Raw genomic sequence first — 19955 nt, forward strand, 5'->3', positions numbered from 1 at the left:
TTTCACTTATTGGGCGCGCAGGGTTTTCACGCCTTCGCTGGTGCCCAGCAGCAGCAGATCCGCCGGACGTGCCGCGAACAAGCCGTTGGTGACCACGCCAACAATGGCGTTGATCTGCTTCTCCAGCTCTACCGGGTTGGTGATCTGCATGTTGAAGACGTCGAGGATGATGTTGCCGTTGTCGGTCAGCACGCCTTCACGGTAAACCGGGTCGCCGCCAAGTTTCACCAGTTCGCGGGCCACGTGGCTGCGGGCCATCGGGATCACTTCGACCGGCAGCGGGAACGCGCCGAGTACCGGTACCAGTTTGCTGGCGTCGGCGATGCAGATGAAGGTCTTGGCCACGGCGGCCACAATCTTCTCGCGGGTCAGGGCTGCGCCGCCGCCCTTGATCAGGTGCAAGTGCTCGTCGCTTTCGTCGGCGCCGTCGACGTAGAACTCCAGGTCGCTGACGGTGTTCAGTTCATACACCGGAATGCCGTGGCCCTTGAGGCGGGCGGCGGTGGCTTCGGAACTGGCGACGGCGCCATCGAACGCGCCCTTGTGCCGGGCCAGGGCATCGATGAAGCAGTTGGCGGTGGAGCCGGTGCCGACCCCGACGATGCTCTTGTCGTCGAGTTTCGGGAGGATGAAGTCGACGGCGGCCTGAGCCACTGCCTGTTTGAGTTGATCCTGGGTCATGCGGGCTCCGAAGCGGGCAAGGGGAACGGAAAGGCCGGCATTATAGCCCCTTGCCCGGCTAAAACCTCTGGATTCGTGTGGTCGCCCAGCCGAAAGGCGGGTTAGACTCGTTGGCCCTGCCCAACCCGCTCAGTGATGCTTTCCGATGCTCGAACAGTACGTCAAAAAGATCCTCACCTCGCGCGTTTATGACGTTGCCGTAGAAACCCCATTGCAGACTGCCCGTCAGCTCTCCGAGCGGCTGGGCAACAGCATCTGGCTCAAGCGCGAAGACTTGCAGCCGGTGTTCTCGTTCAAGATTCGCGGCGCTTACAACAAGCTCACGCAGCTGAGCGATGAAGAGCGCGCACGCGGCGTGGTCACCGCATCGGCGGGCAATCACGCGCAAGGCCTGGCCCTGGCGGCGAAAGTGCTGGGCGTGAAAGCTACCATCGTGATGCCCAAGACCACCCCGGAAATCAAAGTCGAAGGCGTGCGCTCCCGTGGCGGCAAAGTGGTGCTGCACGGGGATTCGTTCCCCGAGGCCCTGGCCTACTCACTGAAACTGGTCGACGAAAAAGGCTACGTCTACATCCACCCGTATGACGATCCGCACACCATTGCCGGGCAGGGCACGGTGGCGATGGAAATTCTGCGTCAGCACCCAGGGCGTCTGGACGCGATTTTCGTTCCGGTCGGTGGCGGCGGCCTGATCGCCGGCATCGCGGCGTATGTGAAATACCTGCGCCCGGACATCAAGATCATCGGCGTCGAGCCGGATGACTCCAACTGCCTGCAAGCGGCCATGGCAGCCGGTGAGCGCGTGATTCTGCCGACCGTGGGTATCTTTGCCGATGGCGTTGCGGTGGCCCAGATCGGTCAGCACACCTTCGACATCTGCAAAGACTATGTTGATGATGTCATCACCGTCAGCACTGACGAGATCTGCGCGGCAATCAAGGACATCTACGACGATACCCGCTCGATCACTGAACCTGCCGGCGCGTTGGGCGTGGCGGGGATCAAGAAGTACGTCGAGCTCAATGGTGTCACCGGGCAGACCTTCGTGGCCATCGACTCGGGCGCCAACGTCAACTTCGACCGCTTGCGCCATGTCGCCGAGCGCGCCGAGCTGGGCGAGGGCCGTGAAGCCATTATCGCGGTGACCATCCCTGAGAAGCCGGGCAGTTTCAAGGCGTTCTGCGAAGCCATCGGCAAGCGCCAGATCACCGAATTCAACTACCGCTACAACACCGGCAGCGAAGCGCACATCTTTGTTGGCGTGCAGACGCATCCGGAAACCGACCCGCGCAGCGCACTGATCGCCAGTCTCGGCGAGCAGGGTTTCCCGGTGCTGGACCTGACCGACAACGAACTGGCCAAACTGCACATCCGCCATATGGTGGGCGGTCGTGCGGCCCACGTGGTCGATGAAGTGATTCTGCGCTTCGAGTTCCCGGAGCGTCCGGGTGCGCTGTTCAACTTCCTCAACAAGCTGGGCGGGCGCTGGAACATTTCAATGTTCCACTACCGCAACCATGGCGCTGCGGATGGTCGTGTGGTCGCGGGTCTGCAAGTGCCGCACGATGAGCGTCACCTGGTGCCGGCAGCACTTGAGGAAATCGGCTACCCGTACTGGGACGAAAGCGACAACCCGGCCTATCAGCTGTTTCTCGGCTGAGCGGCTACGCTGATGGGCAGCCCATAAGGAAATCGAACAATGGAAACGTTAACCGCCCTGAAAGTGGCTCACGTCGTGTCGACGGTCGTGTTGCTGCTGTGTGCACTGGGCATGGGGATCTGGGTCTGGCGTACGCGGCGTAATGGCGATCCGACGGCGCCCGCGCGCGCATTGCAGCGGCCGCAAGGGCTTATCTGGCTGCTGATGGGGCTGGCATTGCTGAGCATGCCGGTCACGGGATGGTGGATGGTGCACCTGGTGGGCTGGCCATTGGGACAGACCTGGTTGCTGGCGTCCAGCGTGCTCTACACCGTGGCGGCCTTGGGCTGGTTCTGGCTGCTGGTGCGGCTTAACAAGCTGCGCAAGGCGCAGGTCGGTAATGGCAAGTTCACTTTTGCCCTCGCGCTGTTCAGCTTTGTCTGCTTTATCGCTATTGCCGGATTGATGGGTGCCAAGCCTGTTTAAGGCTTGAAACCGAGTCGACCCAATCGCGAGCAGGCTCACTCCCACATTGGAATGCGTTCCCCTGTAGGAGTGAGCCTGCTCGCGATAGCAGTTTCAGTCGCGCAACGAAATTACCGGCCAGCCACGCTTTTCGGCTTCAGCGCGCAGATTCGGATCAGGATCGACCGCAACCGGATTCGCCACTTCCTCCAGAAGTGACAAATCATTCATCGAGTCGCTGTAGAAGTAACTGTCTTCCAACGAATGCCCGGTCTCTTCCAGCCAGCGATTGAGCCGCGTCACTTTGCCTTCGCGAAAGCACGGAACATCGGTGCTGCGCCCGGTATAACGGCCATCGACCATTTCGCATTCCGTGGCGATCAAGGTTTCGACGCCCAGTCGCTGGGCAATCGGCCCGGTCACAAAGCGGTTGGTGGCCGTGATGATCACCAGTTTGTCGCCGGCCTCACGGTGTTTGGCCAGCAGCTCGATGCCCTTGGGTAGCACGATCGGTTCGATGCAATCGCGCATGTAATCCAGGTGCCATTGGTCCAGCGTGGCCATCTCGGTGCGGCCGAGGACCTCCAGGCAGAAGTTCAGGTAAGCGTCGTTGTCCAGCTTGCCGGCCAGGTAATCCTGATAGAACTCGTCATTGCGAGCCTTGTAGGCCACGGCGTCGAGAAAGCCTCGCTCACACAGGTAATCGCCCCAGGCGTGGTCGCTGTCGCCGCCCAGGAGGGTGTTGTCCAAGTCGAATAAAGCCAGGCGCATTGCAGTTACTCGCTGAAAAGTCTGTAGAAAGGTGCCCAGAATACGGACTTTTCACAAGAGTGCACATAAGCTCGGTCGGCTCGTTGCTGCCTTCACAACCTTTGTGGAACAATGCGGCGACATGCGTTTGCGAGGTTGTTGCCGTGATCGACCCCGATGGTTTCCGCCCCAATGTCGGGATCATTCTCACGAATGATGCCGGACAGGTGCTATGGGCTCGCCGTATCAATCAAGATGCCTGGCAGTTTCCACAGGGTGGAATCAACCCTCAGGAGACGCCAGAAGACGCCTTGTACCGCGAGTTGAACGAAGAAGTGGGGCTTGAACGAGAAGATGTTGAAATTCTCGCCTGCACCCGGGGCTGGTTGCGCTATCGTTTGCCGCAACGTCTGGTCAGGACGCACAGCCAACCGTTGTGCATCGGCCAGAAACAGAAATGGTTTCTCCTGCGCCTGATCTCCAACGAGCAGCGGGTGCGGATGGATTTGACCGGTAAACCGGAATTCGATGGCTGGCGCTGGGTCAGCTATTGGTATCCGTTGGGCCAGGTGGTGACATTCAAGCGCGAGGTGTATCGACGCGCTCTCAAAGAGCTTGCCCCGCGCCTTTTAACGCGCGACTGACGACGGAGTTCGACCCCGAGCCATGCTCAATACGCTGCGCAAGATCGTCCAGGAAGTTAACTCCGCCAAGGATCTCAAGGCGGCGTTGGGCATTATTGTATTGCGCGTCAAAGAGGCCATGGGCAGCCAGGTCTGCTCGGTCTACCTGCTTGACCCTGAGACCAACCGCTTCGTGCTGATGGCCACCGAGGGCTTGAACAAGCGCTCGATCGGCAAAGTCAGCATGGCACCCAACGAAGGTCTGGTCGGCCTGGTCGGCACGCGTGAAGAACCCCTGAACCTCGAAAATGCCGCGGATCACCCGCGCTACCGTTACTTCGCCGAGACCGGTGAAGAGCGCTACGCTTCCTTCCTCGGGGCGCCGATTATTCACCACCGCCGCGTCGTCGGCGTGTTGGTCATTCAGCAAAAGGAACGCCGCCAGTTCGATGAAGGTGAAGAAGCCTTCCTCGTGACCATGAGCGCACAACTCGCCGGTGTAATTGCGCACGCCGAGGCCACCGGTTCGATCCGTGGCCTGGGCCGTCAGGGCAAAGGCATCCAGGAAGCCAAGTTCATCGGCGTACCGGGTTCGCCGGGTGCGGCGGTCGGTACTGCGGTGGTCATGCTGCCGCCGGCCGATCTGGACGTGGTGCCGGACAAGACCATTGCCGACATCGACGCCGAACTGGCGTTGTTCAAGACCGCCATCGAAGGCGTACGCGCCGACATGCGAGCGTTGTCGGCCAAATTGGCCTCGCAGCTGCGTCCCGAAGAGCAGGCCTTGTTCGACGTCTATTTGATGATGCTCGACGATGCCGCGCTGGGCAACGAAGTCACGACCGTGATCAGGACTGGCCAGTGGGCCCAGGGTGCGTTGCGCCAAGTGGTCACTGAGCACGTCAACCGTTTCGAATTGATGGACGACGCCTACCTGCGTGAGCGCGCCTCGGACGTCAAGGACCTTGGCCGGCGTTTGCTGGCGTATCTGCAGGAAGAGCGTCAGCAGAATCTGGTTTACCCGGAAAAAACCATTCTGGTCAGCGAAGAGCTGACGCCGGCAATGCTCGGCGAGGTGCCGGAAGGCACGCTGGTCGGTCTGGTCTCGGTCCTCGGCTCGGGTAACTCCCACGTCGCGATACTCGCCCGGGCGATGGGCATCCCGACGGTGATGGGTCTGGTCGACCTGCCGTACGCCAAGGTCGATGGGATCGAATTGATCGTCGATGGCACCCGCGGCGAGGTCTATACCAACCCAAGCGAAGTGTTGCGCAAGCAATTCGCCGAGGTGGTGGAAGAAGAGAAACAACTGGCGCTCGGTCTCGACACCCTGCGCGACCTGCCGTGCGTGACCCTCGATGGCCACCGCATGCCACTGTGGGTCAACACCGGCCTGCTGGCGGACGTGGCGCGGGCGCAGAAGCGCGGTGCCGAAGGCGTCGGTCTGTACCGCACCGAAGTGCCGTTCATGATCAACCAGCGGTTCCCCAGCGAAAAGGAGCAGTTGGCGATCTATCGCGAGCAGCTCGCGGCTTTCCACCCGCAACCGGTGACCATGCGCAGCCTGGACATCGGCGGTGACAAGGCGCTGTCGTACTTCCCGATCAAGGAAGACAACCCGTTCCTCGGCTGGCGCGGCATTCGCGTCACCCTCGACCACCCGGAGATCTTCCTGGTCCAGACCCGCGCGATGCTCAAGGCCAGCGAAGGCCTGAACAACCTGCGGATTCTGCTGCCGATGATCTCCGGCACTCACGAACTCGAAGAAGCCCTGCACCTGATTCACCGGGCCTGGGGCGAAGTCCGCGACGAAGGCACCGACGTGCCGATGCCGCCGATTGGGGTGATGATCGAGATTCCGGCGGCGGTGTACCAGACCAAGGAACTGGCGCGGCAAGTGGACTTCCTGTCCGTGGGTTCCAACGACCTCACCCAGTATTTGCTGGCCGTGGACCGCAACAACCCGCGAGTGGCCGACCTCTACGATTACCTGCACCCGGCAGTGCTTCAGGCGTTGCAGAACGTGGTGCGCGATGCCCACGCCGAAGGCAAGCCGGTGAGTATCTGCGGTGAGATGGCCGGTGACCCGGCAGCTGCCGTGCTGTTGATGGCGATGGGTTTCGACAGCCTGTCGATGAACGCCACCAACTTGCCGAAAGTGAAGTGGATGCTGCGTCAGATCAATCTGAGCAAGGCCAAGGAATTGCTGGCGGAGCTGATGACCATCGACAACCCGCAAGTTATCCACAGCTCGCTGCAACTGGCGCTGAAGAACCTCGGGTTGGCGCGGATGATCAATCCGGCGTCGGTCAAACCCCTTTAAAAGGCTGATGGCCCCATCGCGAGCAAGCTCGCTCCCACATTCGATCTTCAGTGAACACATTATTTGTGAACACCAGAGACCAATGTGAGAGCGAGCTTGCTCGCGATGGGGCCAGTCCAGTCACCAACGATCTAAACCCTGATCTCCACTTCCCCCAAGTGCCCGCCGTACGGCCCGAAGCTTCTTTCGACCATATGCCGCGTCCCGTCCGCCTGAACAATCAGCGCAGTGCTCGCCCGCGTCCCATAAGTCGGACTGGCAATAAACACACTCGACAACAACGTCTCAGTCGCCAAACCCACCCCGGTATCCGGCAAATCGGCAAAGGGCGCTGTCTGCGGATCATTCAGCAAGGCCAACAAAGCCTGGGGCTGCGGATCTTCCAGCGCTGTCTCCAGCGCCGCTCGCGCCCTGAGCAGTTTTGGCCACGGCGTATCCAGACCGGCGTTCGACAACCCATAGACGCCCGGTGGCAGCATCACCGCCTCAGTCTCCCGGGCATTGAAGTGCCACAACTCATTGGAGTTGCCGATCAGCAGGTTAAATCCGGCGTATTCCAACGAACGTCTGACAACGTCGTTTAAGTAGTCATCAATCGACAGGTCACCCAACAGAAAACCCGCCACCAGCTCACCCCGCGATTTGCGTGACGGCGGTTGGTGCGGATCGCGAATATTGGTCAGCGCCGCGAAGCGTCCATTGGCGCCGATGCCGAGCCAAGTGCCGCCAGCCTCCAGGTCGCGACCAGCATAGACATGAGGCGCATGCGGCCATTGCGCCAGCGGCAGGCTGGGACGGGCATAGAACTCGTCGCGGTTGGCCGCGACGATCAGCGGTTGGGCATGACTCGGTCGCCAGGCGAAAACAATCAGGCACATAAGGTGGTCCTTGTGTGTTTTTTGCTCACTTTACGCAGACATCTTGCTTCTATCCATCGCCATCCAGTGGAGCCTTGGCCCCTGCATCCGTTACCATGCCGCAGCTTTTTTTGAGAAGCACATAGGGAAGGTCATGGAATTTCTGCTCTATCTGGCGCTGGGCGCCTGTGCAGGCGTGCTGGCCGGGCTGTTCGGGGTTGGCGGCGGGATCATTATTGTCCCGGTGCTGGTGTTCAGTTTTACCTTGCAAGGCTTCGATCCATCGATCCTGACCCACCTGGCGGTTGGTACGTCCCTGGCCACGATTATCTTTACATCGGTCAATGCGGTGCGCGAACACCATCGTCGCGGCGCCGTGCGCTGGCCGATTTTTGTCTGGCTGACCGTCGGTATTCTGATTGGTGCCGGTTTCGGCGCGCTGACGGCGCAAGCTATCTCCGGCCCGAACCTGCAAAAGATCATCGGCGTGTTCGCCTTGATCATCGCCGCGCAACTGGCCCTGGATGTCAAACCCAAGGCCAGCCGAACGGTGCCGGGTAAAGTGGGTCTGACCGTGGCCGGCAGTGTGATTGGCTGGGCCTCGGCGATTTTCGGCATTGGCGGCGGCTCGCTGACCGTGCCGTTCCTGACCTGGCGTAGCGTGCCGATGCAGCAAGCCGTGGCGACGTCATCAGCCTGCGGGCTGCCGATTGCCCTGGCCAGTGCACTAAGTTTCATGATTCTTGGGTGGCACGATCCATTGCTGCCGGCCCATAGTCTCGGTTTCATTTATTTGCCGGCGTTGTTGGGGATTGCCCTGACCAGCATGTTCTTCGCCCGCATTGGCGCGCGACTGGCCCACAGGCTGTCGCCGAAGTTGCTGAAAAGACTGTTCGCCGGTTTGCTGTTCTGCGTGGGCCTGAACTTTCTGCTCTGACGTCTACCGCAATCCTGGCTTAATCCTGGCGTGACAGCGTCGCCCGGGAATTTTGAAGGTTTCAACTCTAACAAGGAGTCGCAATGCTGCCTTACCCGCAGATCGACCCGGTGGCCCTGGCCATCGGTCCGCTGAAAATCCACTGGTACGGTCTGATGTACCTGATCGGCATTGGCGGTGCGTGGCTGCTGGCGTCACGCCGGCTCAACCGCTTCGACCCGACCTGGACCAAGGAAAAGCTTTCCGACATGGTCTTCTGGATGTCGATGGGCGTCATTGTCGGCGGCCGCCTCGGTTATGTGCTGTTCTACGATCTGCACGCTTATCTCGCCAACCCGACACTGATTTTTGAAGTGTGGAAGGGCGGCATGTCGTTCCATGGCGGGTTTATCGGCGTGATGCTGGCAGCGTTGTGGTTCGGGAGAAAGAACGGCAAGTCGTTCTTCCAGCTGATGGACTTTGTCGCGCCGATGGTGCCGATTGGCCTGGGCGCCGGGCGTATCGGCAACTTCATCAATGCCGAGTTGTGGGGCAAACCGACCGATGTGCCGTGGGCGATGATCTTCCCGCCGTTCAGCGATCCGGCGCAGTTGCCGCGTCACCCGTCGCAGTTGTATCAATTCGCACTGGAAGGTGTGGCGCTGTTCCTTATCCTCTGGCTGTTCTCGCGCAAGCCGCGACCAACCATGGCCGTGTCCGGGATGTTCGCGCTGTTTTACGGCATCTTCCGTTTCATCGTCGAATTCGTCCGCGTGCCAGATGCGCAACTGGGCTATCTGGCCTGGAACTGGCTGACCATGGGCCAGGTGCTCTGCGTTCCGATGATCGTCGGCGGGCTGTTCCTGATCTGGCTGGCCTATCACCGCGCCCCGGCGGCCCCAGCGGCGGCAGTATAAATTCGATCCCGGGGCGTTGGCCCCGGGTTCAAGGACACAGGTAACTCATGAAGCAATATCTCGAACTGGTCGCCCACGTCATCAAGAACGGCACCAAGCAGGCCAACCGCACTGGCGTAAACACCATCAGCTTCCCCGGCGCGATGCTGCGCTATGACCTTAAGGAAGGTTTCCCGGCGATCACCACCCGCAAAATGGCCTTCAAGTCGGCCATCGGCGAGATGTGTGGTTTCCTGCGTGGGGTGAACAACGCCGCCGAATTCCGTGCGCTGGGCTGCAAGGTCTGGGATCAGAATGCCAACGAAAACGCCCAGTGGCTGGCCAACCCGTTCCGTCAGGGCGAGGATGACCTCGGCGAGATCTACGGCGTGCAATGGCGCAAATGGCCTGCGTACAAACAGATTCCGGTCAGCAATAAAGCCGCCATCGAACAGACCCTGAGCCAGGGTTATCGTCAGATCGCTGAAGGCGAAGAAAACGGTCAGGCCTATGTGGTGCTGTACAAGGCCATCGACCAGATTCGCCAGTGCGTCGACACCATCATCAAGGACCCGGGCAGCCGGCGCATCCTGTTCCACGGCTGGAACGTTGCGCAGCTCGATGAAATGGCCCTGCCGCCGTGCCACTTGCTCTACCAGTTCCACCCGAATGTCGAGACCAAAGAGATCTCTTTGACGCTCTACATCCGCTCCAACGACCTGGGCCTTGGCACGCCGTTCAACCTCACCGAAGGCGCTGCGCTGCTGAGCCTGATCGGTCGCCTGACCGGTTACACGCCGCGCTGGTTCACCTATTTCATCGGTGATGCCCACGTTTACGAAAACCACTTGGACATGCTCAACGAACAGCTAAAGCGCGAGCCGTTCCCGCTGCCGAAACTGGTGATCAGCGATCGTGTGCCGGAATTCGCCAAGACCGGTGTTTATCAGCCGGAGTGGCTGGAGTTGATCGAACCGGGCGATTTCTCGCTTGAGGGTTATCAGCACCACGCTCCAATGACCGCGCCGATGGCGGTCTAAAGCTCTGACGCGATGATCGTTCCCACGCTCTGCGTGGGAATGCCGCCATGGACGCTCCGCGTCCACTGTGACGCAGAGCGTCACGGGATTCATTCCCACGCAGAGCGTGGGAACGATCATGCGGTGTTTTAGTGGCCGTGGCTGCGGCCCACATGGGAGTGCTCCACTTCCGTTGATACAACCCCGCCGCTCACCTCCAGCCGCTGCAAAATCCCGCATTGATCGATGTCCGGCCCTTCGCCACAGCGTTGGCGCAGGTCGAGCAATTGCGCCTGCAATGCCAGCAGCCCGTCGATCCGCAACTTGACGTGATGAATGTGTTCGTCGATCAACGCGTTGACGTTTTCGCACTGATCCTGGGGGCTGTCGCGCAATGCCAGCAGGCTGCGGATTTCTTCGAGGGTCATGTCGAGGGTGCGGCAATTGCGGATAAAGGTCAGGCGCTCGGCGTGGGCCTGGGTGTAGACGCGGTAGTTGCCATCGCTGCGGGCCGGCTCCGGCAGCAGGTTTTCACGCTCGTAATAGCGGATGGTTTCGACAGCGCAGTCGGTCAGTTTGGCCAGTTCTCCAATCTTCATCGCGACAATCTCCAAATGGTTGCTTGACCCTATAGTGGCTACAGGGTCTTTACTTGGCAACAGGCACCTTTATGGACGCGACCAATGAGCGATTCCCTTCACACCCACAAACCCGAGGCTGATCACGATCACGATCACGATCACAGCCACAAGCTGCAGCCTGTGCAAAAGCACGAGCACGGCGGCCACGGGGACGCCTGCTGTTCAGCCAAAGTGGCAGCACCGTCGCGGGTCTTGCTGAGCGAAACCCCGACCGCCGGCGCGCGGCTGAGCAGTTTTCGCATCGATGCGATGGACTGTCCGACCGAGCAGACGCTGATCCAGAACAAACTGGGCAAGCTTTCGGGTGTGCAGCAGCTGGAATTCAACCTGATCAACCGCGTATTGGGCGTCACCCACGACCTGCGGACCACGGCGCCAATCATCGAGGCGATCAAGTCGCTGGGCATGGTCGCCGAGCCGATGGATCAGGGCACCGAAACGCCGGCACCCATTCCTGAGAAAAAACACTGGTGGCCCCTGGCGCTGTCCGGTGTCGCTGCGCTCGCCGCTGAAGTTATCCACTTCACTAACGCGGCGCCGACCTGGGTCGTAGCAATCATCGCGCTGGTTTCGATCCTCAGCGGCGGCCTGACCACTTACAAAAAGGGCTGGATCGCACTCAAGAACCTCAACCTGAACATCAACGCATTGATGAGCATCGCGGTGACCGGTGCGATCTTGATCGGCCAATGGCCCGAAGCGGCGATGGTGATGTTCCTGTTCACCGTGGCCGAGTTGATCGAAGCCAAGTCGCTGGACCGGGCCCGCAACGCCATTGGCGGCCTGATGCAAATGGCGCCGGAACAGGCCACGGTGCTGCTGGCCGACGGGAATTGGGTTGCGCAAGACGTCAAAACCATCGAACTGGGCGCGCGGGTGCGAGTGCGTCCCGGCGAGCGCGTTGGCCTGGACGGCGAAGTGGTGTTGGGCAGTTCGACCATCGATCAGGCGCCGATCACCGGCGAAAGCCTGCCGGTGGAGAAAACCGTTGGTGACAAAGTCTTCGCCGGCACCATCAACCAGTCGGGCTCATTGGAATACACCGTGACCGCTGCGGCCAATAACTCGACCCTGGCGCGGATCATCCACGCGGTGGAGCAGGCCCAAGGCGCGCGGGCACCGACCCAACGCTTCGTCGATCAGTTCTCGAAAATCTATACCCCGTCGGTGTTCATCCTGGCCTTGGCTGTCGCGGTCATCCCGCCGTTATTCATGGGCGCCGTCTGGTTCGACTGGATCTACCGGGCGCTGGTGTTGCTGGTGGTCGCCTGCCCATGCGCACTGGTGATTTCCACGCCGGTGACCATCGTCAGCGGCCTCGCCGCGGCGGCGCGTAAAGGCATTCTGGTCAAGGGCGGCGTCTATCTGGAGGGCGGTTACAAGCTCGATTACCTGGCCTTGGACAAGACCGGCACGATCACCCACGGCAAACCGGTGCAGACCGATTACCTGTCACTTGATCCGACCGCCGAGGAAACCGCCCCGGCGATTGCCGCTGCGTTGGCCGGTCGCTCGGATCACCCGGTGTCGTTGGCCATCGCCAACGCGGCTGTGGATAAACAGTCCATGCCGCTCGTTGTGGATAACTTCGAGGCTCTGGCCGGGCGTGGTGTACGGGGCGAGATCAACGGCCAGGTCTACCACCTCGGCAACCACCGCTTGGTAGAAGAACTGAACCTGTGCTCACCCGCGCTGGAAGAAAAGCTGTTTGCGCTGGAGAAACAGGGCAAGTCCGTGGTGTTGTTGCTCGACAAGTCTGGCCCGCTGGCGCTGTTCGCCGTGGCCGACACTGTGAAGGAGTCCAGCCGCGAGGCGATCCGGCAACTGCACGACTTGGGCATCAAAACCCTGATGCTGACCGGCGACAACGTCCACACCGCGCAGGCGATTGCCGAGCAAGTGGGTATTGATGTCGCCAGAGGCGATCTGCTGCCAGCTGACAAACTGCAAGCCATCGAAGCGCTTTATGCCCAAGGCCACCACGTCGGTATGGTCGGCGATGGCATCAACGATGCGCCAGCGCTGGCCCGGGCCGAGATCGGTTTCGCCATGGCTGCCGCCGGTACCGATACCGCCATCGAGACTGCTGATGTCGCCCTGATGGACGATGATCTGCGCAAGATTCCGACGTTCATCCGCCTGTCGCGGCAAACCTCGAGCATCCTCAAACAGAACATTGCCCTCGCGTTGATCATCAAGGTGATCTTTCTTGGGGTAACCTTCGCCGGGATCGCCACCATGTGGATGGCGGTGTTCGCCGACATGGGCGTGAGCCTGTTGGTGGTGTTCAACGGTTTGCGCCTGTTGCGCAAATAAACGATGGGGGAAGGGTGTGCTGAGTGCCGAGCTGAAGGCGTTTTACATGGTGGCCCGCCTGGGCAGCATCACTTTGGCGGCGAAAAAGCTTGGTCTGAGCCAACCCACCGTGACAACGCAGATCCGCAACCTGGAAAGCCAGTACTCGGTTGAGCTGTTCTACCGGGGCGGCCGCCGCCTCAGCGTCAGCGACGAAGGCGCGCGGCTGCTGCCGATGGTCAAGGCGCTGTTGCAACAGGAAGCCGACATCGAGTTTTTCCTGCGCAACAGCGGCCAGGTCCAGGGCACGCTACGTATCGCTGCCACCGCGCCGTATTACATCCTCGATCTGGTGAAGACCTTCCGCGAGCGTTTGCCGCACGTGGAAGTGTCGGTGGAAATCGGCAACTCCCAGCAAGTGCTCGAAGCGCTGGAGGAATACCGCGTGGACGTCGCGGCGTCTTCGCAATTGCTCGACGATGCGCGCTTGATTCGTCGGGTGCTCGGCAGTGATCCGCTGGTGCTGGCGGTGCATCGCAATCATCCGCTGGCGGTGCATGACCATGTGCCGCTCAGTGCGTTGGCCGGGCACACGTTGTTGATGAGGGAGCCGGGCTCCACCACCCGGCGCCTGACCGAGGAATTGCTGGCCAATGCAGGCGTGAGTTTCGGGCCACTGCTGGAGATTGGCAGCCGTGAATCGATTCGTGAAGCGGTGCTGCGCAACATCGGCATCAGCATCATCGCCCGCCAGGAAGTGCCTCACGACCCGCAATTGCGCGTGCTGACCCTCGAGAATGCGCCGCAGATTCCCGAATATCTGTATTGCCTCAAGGAGCGAAAAGGCGCGCGGTTGCCAGCGGCGTTTCTCGGGGTGGCGCAGGAAATGGCGCCTGCCTGATATCTCGGTTGCCTTGTCTGGCCTCATCGCGAGCAAGCTCGCTCCCACATTTTGAAATGCGTTCCCCTGTGGGAGCGAGCTTGAACTCGCGATGGCGTCAGTTCAGGCGCCACCTGACCTGAACCCAAATCCTTGAATACCACTATCAGCCGTTTTTGCCTCACTGCCACATGACGGACGCATTACATCCCTAGGATGGCCTTCATCTGCTTGATGAGGCCTGTCCATGAACCACTCGATCGCAACTGCCTTGACCAACCCCGGCGCCCCGATGAAGGTGCGTGGCGTGCAGAAACGCTTTGGCGCGTTCACCGCGCTGGATAACGTTTCCCTCGACGTGGCCGCCGGTGAACTGGTGTGCCTGCTTGGCCCGTCGGGCTGTGGTAAAACCACGTTGCTGCGGTGCATCGCCGGTCTGGAAAAACAGGACAGCGGCGAGTTGTACCTCGGTGATCGCGACGTTTCCCACCTGGCGCCGCAAGCCCGGGACTACGGCATTCTGTTCCAGTCCTACGCGCTGTTCCCCAATCTCACCGTCGAAGCGAACATTGCCTACGGCCTTGCCGGCAGTGGTCGCGATGAAGTGCGTCAGCGTGTCGGTCAAATGCTGGAACTGGTCGGCCTGATCGGCAGTGAGAAAAAATACCCGGGCCAATTGTCCGGCGGCCAACAGCAGCGAGTTGCACTGGCCCGCGCCTTGGCGCCGGCACCGTCCTTGTTGCTGCTGGACGAACCGATGTCCGCCCTCGACGCTCGGGTCCGCGAGCACCTGTGCACCGAACTGCGCCAACTGCAACGCAACCTCGGCGTCACCACCCTGATGGTCACTCACAATCAGGACGAGGCCATGCTGATGGCCGACCGCATCGCCGTGATGAACAACGGCAAGGTCGAGCAATACGCCACGCCACAGGAAATTTATGATCGTCCGGCCACACCGTTTGTGGCTGAGTTCGTGGGTCAGGGCAACTGGTTACCTTTCCGGCGCAGCAGCGACAGCCATGCACAGGTCGGCGGGATGAACATGCGCCTGGCCGATGGCAGCGCCAAAACCGCGTCGGGCCGTTTGTTCTGCCGTCCGGAAGCCATCAACGTCAACCCGCCGGTGCATGAAGAGAACCTGTTCCCGGCCAAGGTTCGCGAAATCACGTTCCTCGGTAACCGCTGCCGCATGAGCTTCGAGCTCGATCAATTGCCAGGCCATGCACTGCTGGCGGAATTGGCGCCGCAAGACATGCCGCGTCTGGGCGCGCAGCAGATCATGGTCGCCTTGCCGCCACGCAGCCTGCAGGTGTTTGCCTGATGAGCGCGAACATCGCGCTGCCGATACCGCACAAGCAGGTTCGGCAGACCTCCCGTGCCGAGATTGGCGACCGGGTGTTCGTGGTCGGCGGCAAGGTGCTGTTGCTGGTGCTGCTGGGCGTTGCGGTGTTGATGCCGTTGCTGGCGATCTTCTGGCGCGGCTTCAGTTCCGAAGCCGGGCAGGGCGGAGGCCTGGTCGCCGCCCGTGAACTGGTGACCAGTGCGAACTTCCACTGGTTGCTCGGCAACAGCCTGAAAGTTTCTCTCAGTGTCGCAGCCATCGTCGTACCGTTGGCTTACCTGTTTGCCTACGCGCTGCAACGCACATTGATCCCCGGCAAGGGCATCTGGCGCGGCATGTCGCTATTGCCGTTGATGGCGCCGTCGATGTTGCCGGGCATTGCGCTGGTGTATCTGTTCGGTAATCAGGGCCTGTTGCGCGGTTTGCTCTCGGACAACATCTACGGGTTCTGGGGCATTGTGCTCGGTGAAGTGATCTACACCTTCCCACACGCCTTGATGATTTTGCTGTCGGCGTTGTCCCTGGCGGATGCGCGACTGTTCGATGCCGCCTCAAGCATGGGCGCCAGCCCGGCCAAAGCCTTTCGCAGCATCACTTGGCCGGCCACCCGTCAGGCCGTGTTCGCCGCATTCTGTCTGGTGTTCACCCTGACCATCACCGACTTCGGCGTGCCCGTGGTGGTCGGTGGTGACTATCAAGTCCTGGCGCTGGAAGCCTACAAAGCCGTGGTCGGCCAACAACAGTTTGGTCGCGGCGCGTTGATCGGCATGGTCTTGTTGCTGCCGGCGTTGTTCAGTTTCGGGGTCGATGCGTGGCTGCGTCGGCGTCATGGCGACGCCATGAGCGGTCGCGCACAAGTCTTCCAACCGGCACCGTCGAAGCTGCGCGACGGTTGCTACCTGGCCATCGTGCTGCTGATTTGCGCGGTGTTGCTGCTGGTGTTCGGCATGGCGGTGTTTTCGTCGCTGGTGAAATTCTGGCCGTACAACCTGTCGCTGTCGCTCAACCATTACCAGTTCAACGACACGGCGGGCGGCGGTTGGCTGGCCTACGGCAACAGCGTGAAGATGGCCGTGTGCACGGCGTTGATCGGCAGCGTGCTGATCTTTACCGGCGCCTACCTGATGGAAAAAACCAAGGGCCAGCGCGGGCTGAACCTGGCGCTGCGCATGCTCAGTTTCGTACCGATGGCAGTGCCGGGTCTGGTGCTTGGCCTGGGTTACGTCTTCTTCTTCAACCTCAACGGCAACCCGCTGCATGTGCTCTACGGAACCATGACGCTACTGGTGGTCTGCACCATTGCGCATTATTTGACCACCGCGCAAATGACAGCCACCACCGCGCTACGTCAACTCGATGCCGAGTTCGAAGCCGCTGCGCTTTCGCTCAAGGCGCCGCTGTATCGGCATTACCTGCGCGTCACCGTGCCGATCTGCCTGCCGGCGCTGCTGGACATCGTGCGCTACCTGTTCGTCTCGGCCATGACCACCGTCTCGGCGGCGATCTTTCTCTACAGCCCCGACACCATCCTCGCGGCGGTGGCGGTGCTGAACATGGACGACGCCGGCAACGTCGGCGGCGCGGCGGCGATGTCGACCCTGATTCTCTTCACCTCGGCGGGCGTGTCCTTGCTGCTGGCCTGGGCCTCGCGCGGTTTGCTGCGTCGCTCCCAGGCCTGGCGACAGACCGCGCCCGGTCATTGATTCCGTACAACCCCTCAACTCAAAAACAGGAAAAGATCATGTTCAAGCCCCTGGCCCTGGCCGCTGCTGTCCTCACCGCTTTCAGCCTGAACGCCTTCGCGGCGAAAACCGAGTTGACGGTGTACACCGCCCTCGAAGCCGAACAACTGAAGACCTACAAGGATGCCTTCGAAAAGGCCAACCCTGACGTCGAGATCAAGTGGGTACGCGATTCCACGGGGATCATCACCGCCAAGCTACTGGCCGAGAAAGCCCGCCCACAAGCCGACGCCGTCTGGGGCCTGGCCGCGTCGAGCCTTGCGATCCTCGACCAGCAAGGCATGCTGCAAAGCTACGCGCCGAAGGACCTCGGCAAGATCGGCGGCAACTACCGCGATGCCGCCAATCCGCCGGCCTGGGTCGGGATGGACGTCTGGGCCGCCACCATCTGCTTCAACACGGTCGAAGCCGAGAAGCAGGGCCTGAGCAAACCAGTCAGTTGGCAGGACCTGACCAAGCCTGAGTACAAAGGCAAGATCGTCATGCCCAACCCAGCCTCGTCCGGCACCGGTTTCCTCGATGTCAGCGCGTGGCTGCAAACCTTCGGCGAGAAACAGGGCTGGGCGTACATGGACGGTCTTCACCAGAACATCGGCCAATACGTTCACTCCGGTTCCAAGCCTTGCAAACTGGCAGCGGCGGGTGAATTCCCGATTGGCATTTCCTTTGAATACCCGGCCGTTCAGCTCAAGCGCCAAGGCGCGCCGCTGGACATCATCCTGCCGAAAGAAGGCCTGGGTTGGGAGATCGAAGCAACGGCTGTGATCAAGGGCACCCCCCATGAAGACGCCGCGAAAAAACTCGCTGACTTCTCTGCCAGCCCGGCGGCGATGGAGCTTTACAAAGAGAACTTCGCCGTCCTCGCACAGCCGGGCATTGCCAAGCCACAGACCGAATTGCCGGCGGATTATGAGCAGCGCCTGATCAAGAACGACTTTGCCTGGGCCTCGAAAAACCGCGACGAGATCCTGACCGAATGGCGCAAGCGCTATGACGGCAAGTCCGAGAAAGTAGTCGCCAAGTAAGCTCTTCATCGGCTGACAGGGCCCCATCGCGAGCAGGCTCGCTCCCACAGGTTTTGTGACCGACACGGACCCTGTGGGAGCGGGCTTGCCCGCGATAGCGGTCTTGAATCCAGGGAAAACCCCATGACACAACACAACGACATGTTGATCGTCGGTGCCGGCATCCTGGGCCTGTCCCACGCTTACGCCGCCGCCAGACGCGGCCTCAAAGTCAGCGTTTTCGAGCGCAGCGAGACACCCTTGGGCGCCTCGGTTCGCAACTTCGGCCAGGCGCTCGTCACCGGCCAACCTCCGGGCGTTATGCTCGAACTGGCCAAGGCCAGCCGTGAGATCTGGGGCCAGTGGGCACAACTTGCCGGCCTGCAACTCAAGCGCAACGGCTCATACCTGTTCGCCCGAACCGAAGCCGAGGAACACCTGCTGCAAGCGTTTTGCAACGGTCGCGCCGTGGAGCACAACTACAACGTCGAACTGCTGCGCGGTGCCGCGCTGCGGGATTTGTACGGCGGCCAGTTCAGCCATCACCGCGCCGCGTTGCACGGCATGGACGATCAGCAGTTGTATTCGCGCGAAGCGATTCCGGCACTGATCGACTTCCTGCGCCGCGAACTCGGCGTCGAGTTTCACTTTTCCACGCTGGTGCGCGACATTGAGCCGGGCCGCCTGCACAGCACCGCCGGCAGCTTCAGCGCCGAGCACATCATTGTCTGCTCCGGCCACGATTATCAGACCTTGCTGGCCGACCCGATCGCCGAACTCAATCCGCAAATCTGCCGCCTGCAAATGCTCCGGGCCCGTCCGAAAATCAACCTCAATCTGCAACACGCGTTGCTCACCGGTTTGAGTTGCGTGCACTACGGCGCCTTCGCCGATCTGCCGGAAGCGGCGGCCGTGCAGGCAAACATCTTGCGAGACGAACCTCACCTGCATGAACACGGCATCCACCTGCTGATCAGCCCGACGCCTCACGGTGAGCTGATCATCGGCGATTCCCACCACTACGGCAGTGATCCGTCACCGTTCAATGCCGAACAAGTGGACAACTGGATGCTTGAACTGGCCGAGCAGACATTGGGCTGCAAGGTGCAAGTGGTCGAGCGCTGGCAGGGCGTCTATGGTTCACGGGGCCCGGGACCGTTCTCGTTTTTGCGTCCGCTGCCGGGTGTGAGCGTGGCGCTGATGCACACCGGTGTCGGCATGAGCGTCGGGCCGGCGATGGCTGATCGCAACATTGCACAGTTGTTGGGGGAAGGTTGATGGCGCGTCATGAACAAATAATCGCCGACGTCTTCGGACTGTATGAGCGCTTTGGCGACAGTGATTACATCGGTGAACCGGTGTCGCAGATCGAGCACATGTCCCAGGCCGCCGAACTGGCGATGGCCGAAGGCTTCGATGATGAAGTGGTGCTGGCCGCTTTTTTCCACGACATCGGGCATATCTGCGCCGAGAGCGCCGAAAACATGGAAGGCTTCGGCGTGGTCAGTCACGAGCGTCTGGGCGCCGATTACCTGCGTCGCGCAGGGTTCAGCGAACGCCTGGCGCGACTGGTGGAATATCACGTGCAGGCCAAGCGTTATCTGACACTCAAGGAGCCGGGATACTACGAGCGCTTGAGTGAAGCCAGTCGCCGCACGCTGGCATATCAGGGTGGAGTGATGACCGAATCCGAGGCCGAGGCGTTCGAGAAAGATCCGTTGTGTGCCGTCAGTCTGCGGATGCGCCAGTGGGATGAACGGGCCAAGGAGATGTGGGTGCCGGTGATTGATCTTGAGATCTTGAAGCGCAAGGCCGTCATGCTGTTGTCTGGCGAGGCGCGCTGAGTTGTCTCACACCGGATAGGGAAACGGTTGATGGA

General features: G+C 60.9%; 18 protein-coding genes. 14 read left to right on the plus strand and 4 right to left on the minus strand.

Annotated features, from left to right (window positions below; translation table 11 throughout):
* Positions 1-6: 6 nt before the first annotated feature.
* The gene (gene rpiA / locus ACM6I0_RS17485) at positions 7-681 is read right to left on the minus strand and encodes a ribose-5-phosphate isomerase RpiA (RefSeq protein WP_414922892.1); all 675 of its coding nucleotides are present in this window, start codon (positions 679-681) and stop codon (positions 7-9) included.
* Between the two features lie 145 nt (positions 682-826).
* Between rpiA and ilvA the strand changes: the two genes are divergently transcribed.
* Complete coding sequence (gene ilvA, locus ACM6I0_RS17490) at positions 827-2341, plus strand: threonine ammonia-lyase, biosynthetic (protein ID WP_285432923.1); 1515 nt, start codon at positions 827-829, stop codon at positions 2339-2341.
* Between the two features lie 39 nt (positions 2342-2380).
* Positions 2381-2806 (plus strand): DUF2269 domain-containing protein, encoded by a 426-nt coding sequence (locus tag ACM6I0_RS17495; RefSeq protein ID WP_414922893.1) that lies wholly within the window; start codon positions 2381-2383, stop codon positions 2804-2806.
* 93 nt (positions 2807-2899) lie between these two features.
* Here the strand turns inward: ACM6I0_RS17495 and ACM6I0_RS17500 are convergent, their stop codons facing one another.
* On the minus strand, positions 2900-3556 hold the full coding sequence (locus ACM6I0_RS17500; protein ID WP_285432919.1) for an HAD family hydrolase: 657 nt from the start codon (positions 3554-3556) through the stop codon (positions 2900-2902).
* Positions 3557-3699: 143 nt separating this feature from the next.
* Between ACM6I0_RS17500 and ACM6I0_RS17505 the strand changes: the two genes are divergently transcribed.
* A complete protein-coding gene (locus ACM6I0_RS17505) occupies positions 3700-4179 on the plus strand; it encodes an RNA pyrophosphohydrolase (protein ID WP_007945562.1) in 480 nt (159 codons plus the stop codon).
* Positions 4180-4201: 22 nt separating this feature from the next.
* Positions 4202-6481, plus strand: a complete 2280-nt coding sequence (gene ptsP, locus ACM6I0_RS17510) for a phosphoenolpyruvate--protein phosphotransferase (protein WP_414922894.1) — start codon at positions 4202-4204, stop codon at positions 6479-6481.
* Between the two features lie 131 nt (positions 6482-6612).
* Here ptsP and ACM6I0_RS17515 read toward each other — a convergent pair whose 3' ends face one another.
* Positions 6613-7359: an NRDE family protein gene (locus ACM6I0_RS17515; protein ID WP_414922895.1), complete on the minus strand. Its 747-nt coding sequence runs from the start codon at positions 7357-7359 to the stop codon at positions 6613-6615.
* Positions 7360-7492: 133 nt separating this feature from the next.
* Between ACM6I0_RS17515 and ACM6I0_RS17520 the strand changes: the two genes are divergently transcribed.
* The 3 genes from ACM6I0_RS17520 (at position 7493) to ACM6I0_RS17530 (ending at position 10190) form a co-directional block, all read left to right on the plus strand.
* On the plus strand, positions 7493-8275 hold the full coding sequence (locus ACM6I0_RS17520; protein WP_414922896.1) for a sulfite exporter TauE/SafE family protein: 783 nt from the start codon (positions 7493-7495) through the stop codon (positions 8273-8275).
* Positions 8276-8358: 83 nt separating this feature from the next.
* A complete protein-coding gene (gene lgt / locus ACM6I0_RS17525; protein ID WP_285432898.1) occupies positions 8359-9171 on the plus strand; it encodes a prolipoprotein diacylglyceryl transferase in 813 nt (270 codons plus the stop codon).
* Between the two features lie 47 nt (positions 9172-9218).
* Positions 9219-10190, plus strand: a complete 972-nt coding sequence (locus ACM6I0_RS17530; protein WP_414922897.1) for a thymidylate synthase — start codon at positions 9219-9221, stop codon at positions 10188-10190.
* A gap of 128 nt (positions 10191-10318) precedes the next feature.
* Here the strand turns inward: ACM6I0_RS17530 and cadR are convergent, their stop codons facing one another.
* Entirely contained in the window at positions 10319-10768 is a 450-nt protein-coding gene (gene cadR / locus ACM6I0_RS17535) for a Cd(II)/Pb(II)-responsive transcriptional regulator (protein ID WP_285432895.1), read from the minus strand.
* An 84-nt stretch (positions 10769-10852) separates the two neighbouring features.
* Between cadR and ACM6I0_RS17540 the strand changes: the two genes are divergently transcribed.
* The 7 genes from ACM6I0_RS17540 to ACM6I0_RS17570 all read left to right on the plus strand — a co-directional run bounded on the left by ACM6I0_RS17540 (position 10853) and on the right by ACM6I0_RS17570 (position 19920).
* The gene (locus ACM6I0_RS17540) at positions 10853-13126 is read left to right on the plus strand and encodes a heavy metal translocating P-type ATPase (RefSeq protein WP_414922898.1); all 2274 of its coding nucleotides are present in this window, start codon (positions 10853-10855) and stop codon (positions 13124-13126) included.
* 16 nt (positions 13127-13142) lie between these two features.
* Complete coding sequence (locus ACM6I0_RS17545; RefSeq protein WP_090178475.1) at positions 13143-14006, plus strand: LysR family transcriptional regulator; 864 nt, start codon at positions 13143-13145, stop codon at positions 14004-14006.
* 226 nt (positions 14007-14232) lie between these two features.
* Entirely contained in the window at positions 14233-15309 is a 1077-nt protein-coding gene (locus tag ACM6I0_RS17550) for a putative 2-aminoethylphosphonate ABC transporter ATP-binding protein (RefSeq protein ID WP_285432891.1), read from the plus strand.
* Positions 15309-17033, plus strand: coding sequence for a putative 2-aminoethylphosphonate ABC transporter permease subunit (locus ACM6I0_RS17555; protein ID WP_414922899.1), 1725 nt, complete (start codon positions 15309-15311; stop codon positions 17031-17033). Before ACM6I0_RS17550 ends, ACM6I0_RS17555 begins: the two co-directional genes overlap by 1 nt.
* 38 nt (positions 17034-17071) lie before the next feature.
* Positions 17072-18097 carry a putative 2-aminoethylphosphonate ABC transporter substrate-binding protein gene (locus ACM6I0_RS17560; RefSeq protein WP_285432887.1) on the plus strand — a complete coding sequence of 342 codons (1026 nt, stop codon included), beginning with the start codon at positions 17072-17074 and terminating at the stop codon, positions 18095-18097.
* A gap of 123 nt (positions 18098-18220) precedes the next feature.
* The gene (locus tag ACM6I0_RS17565) at positions 18221-19354 is read left to right on the plus strand and encodes a TIGR03364 family FAD-dependent oxidoreductase (RefSeq protein WP_414922900.1); all 1134 of its coding nucleotides are present in this window, start codon (positions 18221-18223) and stop codon (positions 19352-19354) included.
* Positions 19354-19920 carry a phosphonate degradation HD-domain oxygenase gene (locus tag ACM6I0_RS17570; protein WP_414922901.1) on the plus strand — a complete coding sequence of 189 codons (567 nt, stop codon included), beginning with the start codon at positions 19354-19356 and terminating at the stop codon, positions 19918-19920. Before ACM6I0_RS17565 ends, ACM6I0_RS17570 begins: the two co-directional genes overlap by 1 nt.
* Positions 19921-19955 lie beyond the last annotated feature (35 nt).

Origin of the sequence: Pseudomonas sp. IT-P294 (assembly GCF_949767865.1) — a bacterium.
GTDB lineage: Bacteria > Pseudomonadota > Gammaproteobacteria > Pseudomonadales > Pseudomonadaceae > Aquipseudomonas.

Bases quoted from the DNA above. Each gene is read 5' to 3' on its own strand.
- ACM6I0_RS17500 (WP_285432919.1), bottom strand. From the start codon at position 3,556: ATGCGCCTGGCTTTATTCGACTTGGACAACACCCTCCTGGGCGGCGAC.
- ACM6I0_RS17495 (WP_414922893.1), top strand. From the start codon at position 2,381: ATGGAAACGTTAACCGCCCTGAAAGTGGCTCACGTCGTGTCGACGGTC.
- ACM6I0_RS17565 (WP_414922900.1), top strand. From the start codon at position 18,221: ATGACACAACACAACGACATGTTGATCGTCGGTGCCGGCATCCTGGGC.
- ACM6I0_RS17520 (WP_414922896.1), top strand. From the start codon at position 7,493: ATGGAATTTCTGCTCTATCTGGCGCTGGGCGCCTGTGCAGGCGTGCTG.
- ACM6I0_RS17540 (WP_414922898.1), top strand. From the start codon at position 10,853: ATGAGCGATTCCCTTCACACCCACAAACCCGAGGCTGATCACGATCAC.
- cadR (WP_285432895.1), bottom strand. From the start codon at position 10,768: ATGAAGATTGGAGAACTGGCCAAACTGACCGACTGCGCTGTCGAAACC.
- rpiA (WP_414922892.1), bottom strand. From the start codon at position 681: ATGACCCAGGATCAACTCAAACAGGCAGTGGCTCAGGCCGCCGTCGAC.
- ACM6I0_RS17550 (WP_285432891.1), top strand. From the start codon at position 14,233: ATGAACCACTCGATCGCAACTGCCTTGACCAACCCCGGCGCCCCGATG.
- lgt (WP_285432898.1), top strand. From the start codon at position 8,359: ATGCTGCCTTACCCGCAGATCGACCCGGTGGCCCTGGCCATCGGTCCG.
- ACM6I0_RS17555 (WP_414922899.1), top strand. From the start codon at position 15,309: ATGAGCGCGAACATCGCGCTGCCGATACCGCACAAGCAGGTTCGGCAG.
- ACM6I0_RS17530 (WP_414922897.1), top strand. From the start codon at position 9,219: ATGAAGCAATATCTCGAACTGGTCGCCCACGTCATCAAGAACGGCACC.
- ilvA (WP_285432923.1), top strand. From the start codon at position 827: ATGCTCGAACAGTACGTCAAAAAGATCCTCACCTCGCGCGTTTATGAC.
- ACM6I0_RS17515 (WP_414922895.1), bottom strand. From the start codon at position 7,359: ATGTGCCTGATTGTTTTCGCCTGGCGACCGAGTCATGCCCAACCGCTG.
- ACM6I0_RS17560 (WP_285432887.1), top strand. From the start codon at position 17,072: ATGTTCAAGCCCCTGGCCCTGGCCGCTGCTGTCCTCACCGCTTTCAGC.
- ptsP (WP_414922894.1), top strand. From the start codon at position 4,202: ATGCTCAATACGCTGCGCAAGATCGTCCAGGAAGTTAACTCCGCCAAG.
- ACM6I0_RS17570 (WP_414922901.1), top strand. From the start codon at position 19,354: ATGGCGCGTCATGAACAAATAATCGCCGACGTCTTCGGACTGTATGAG.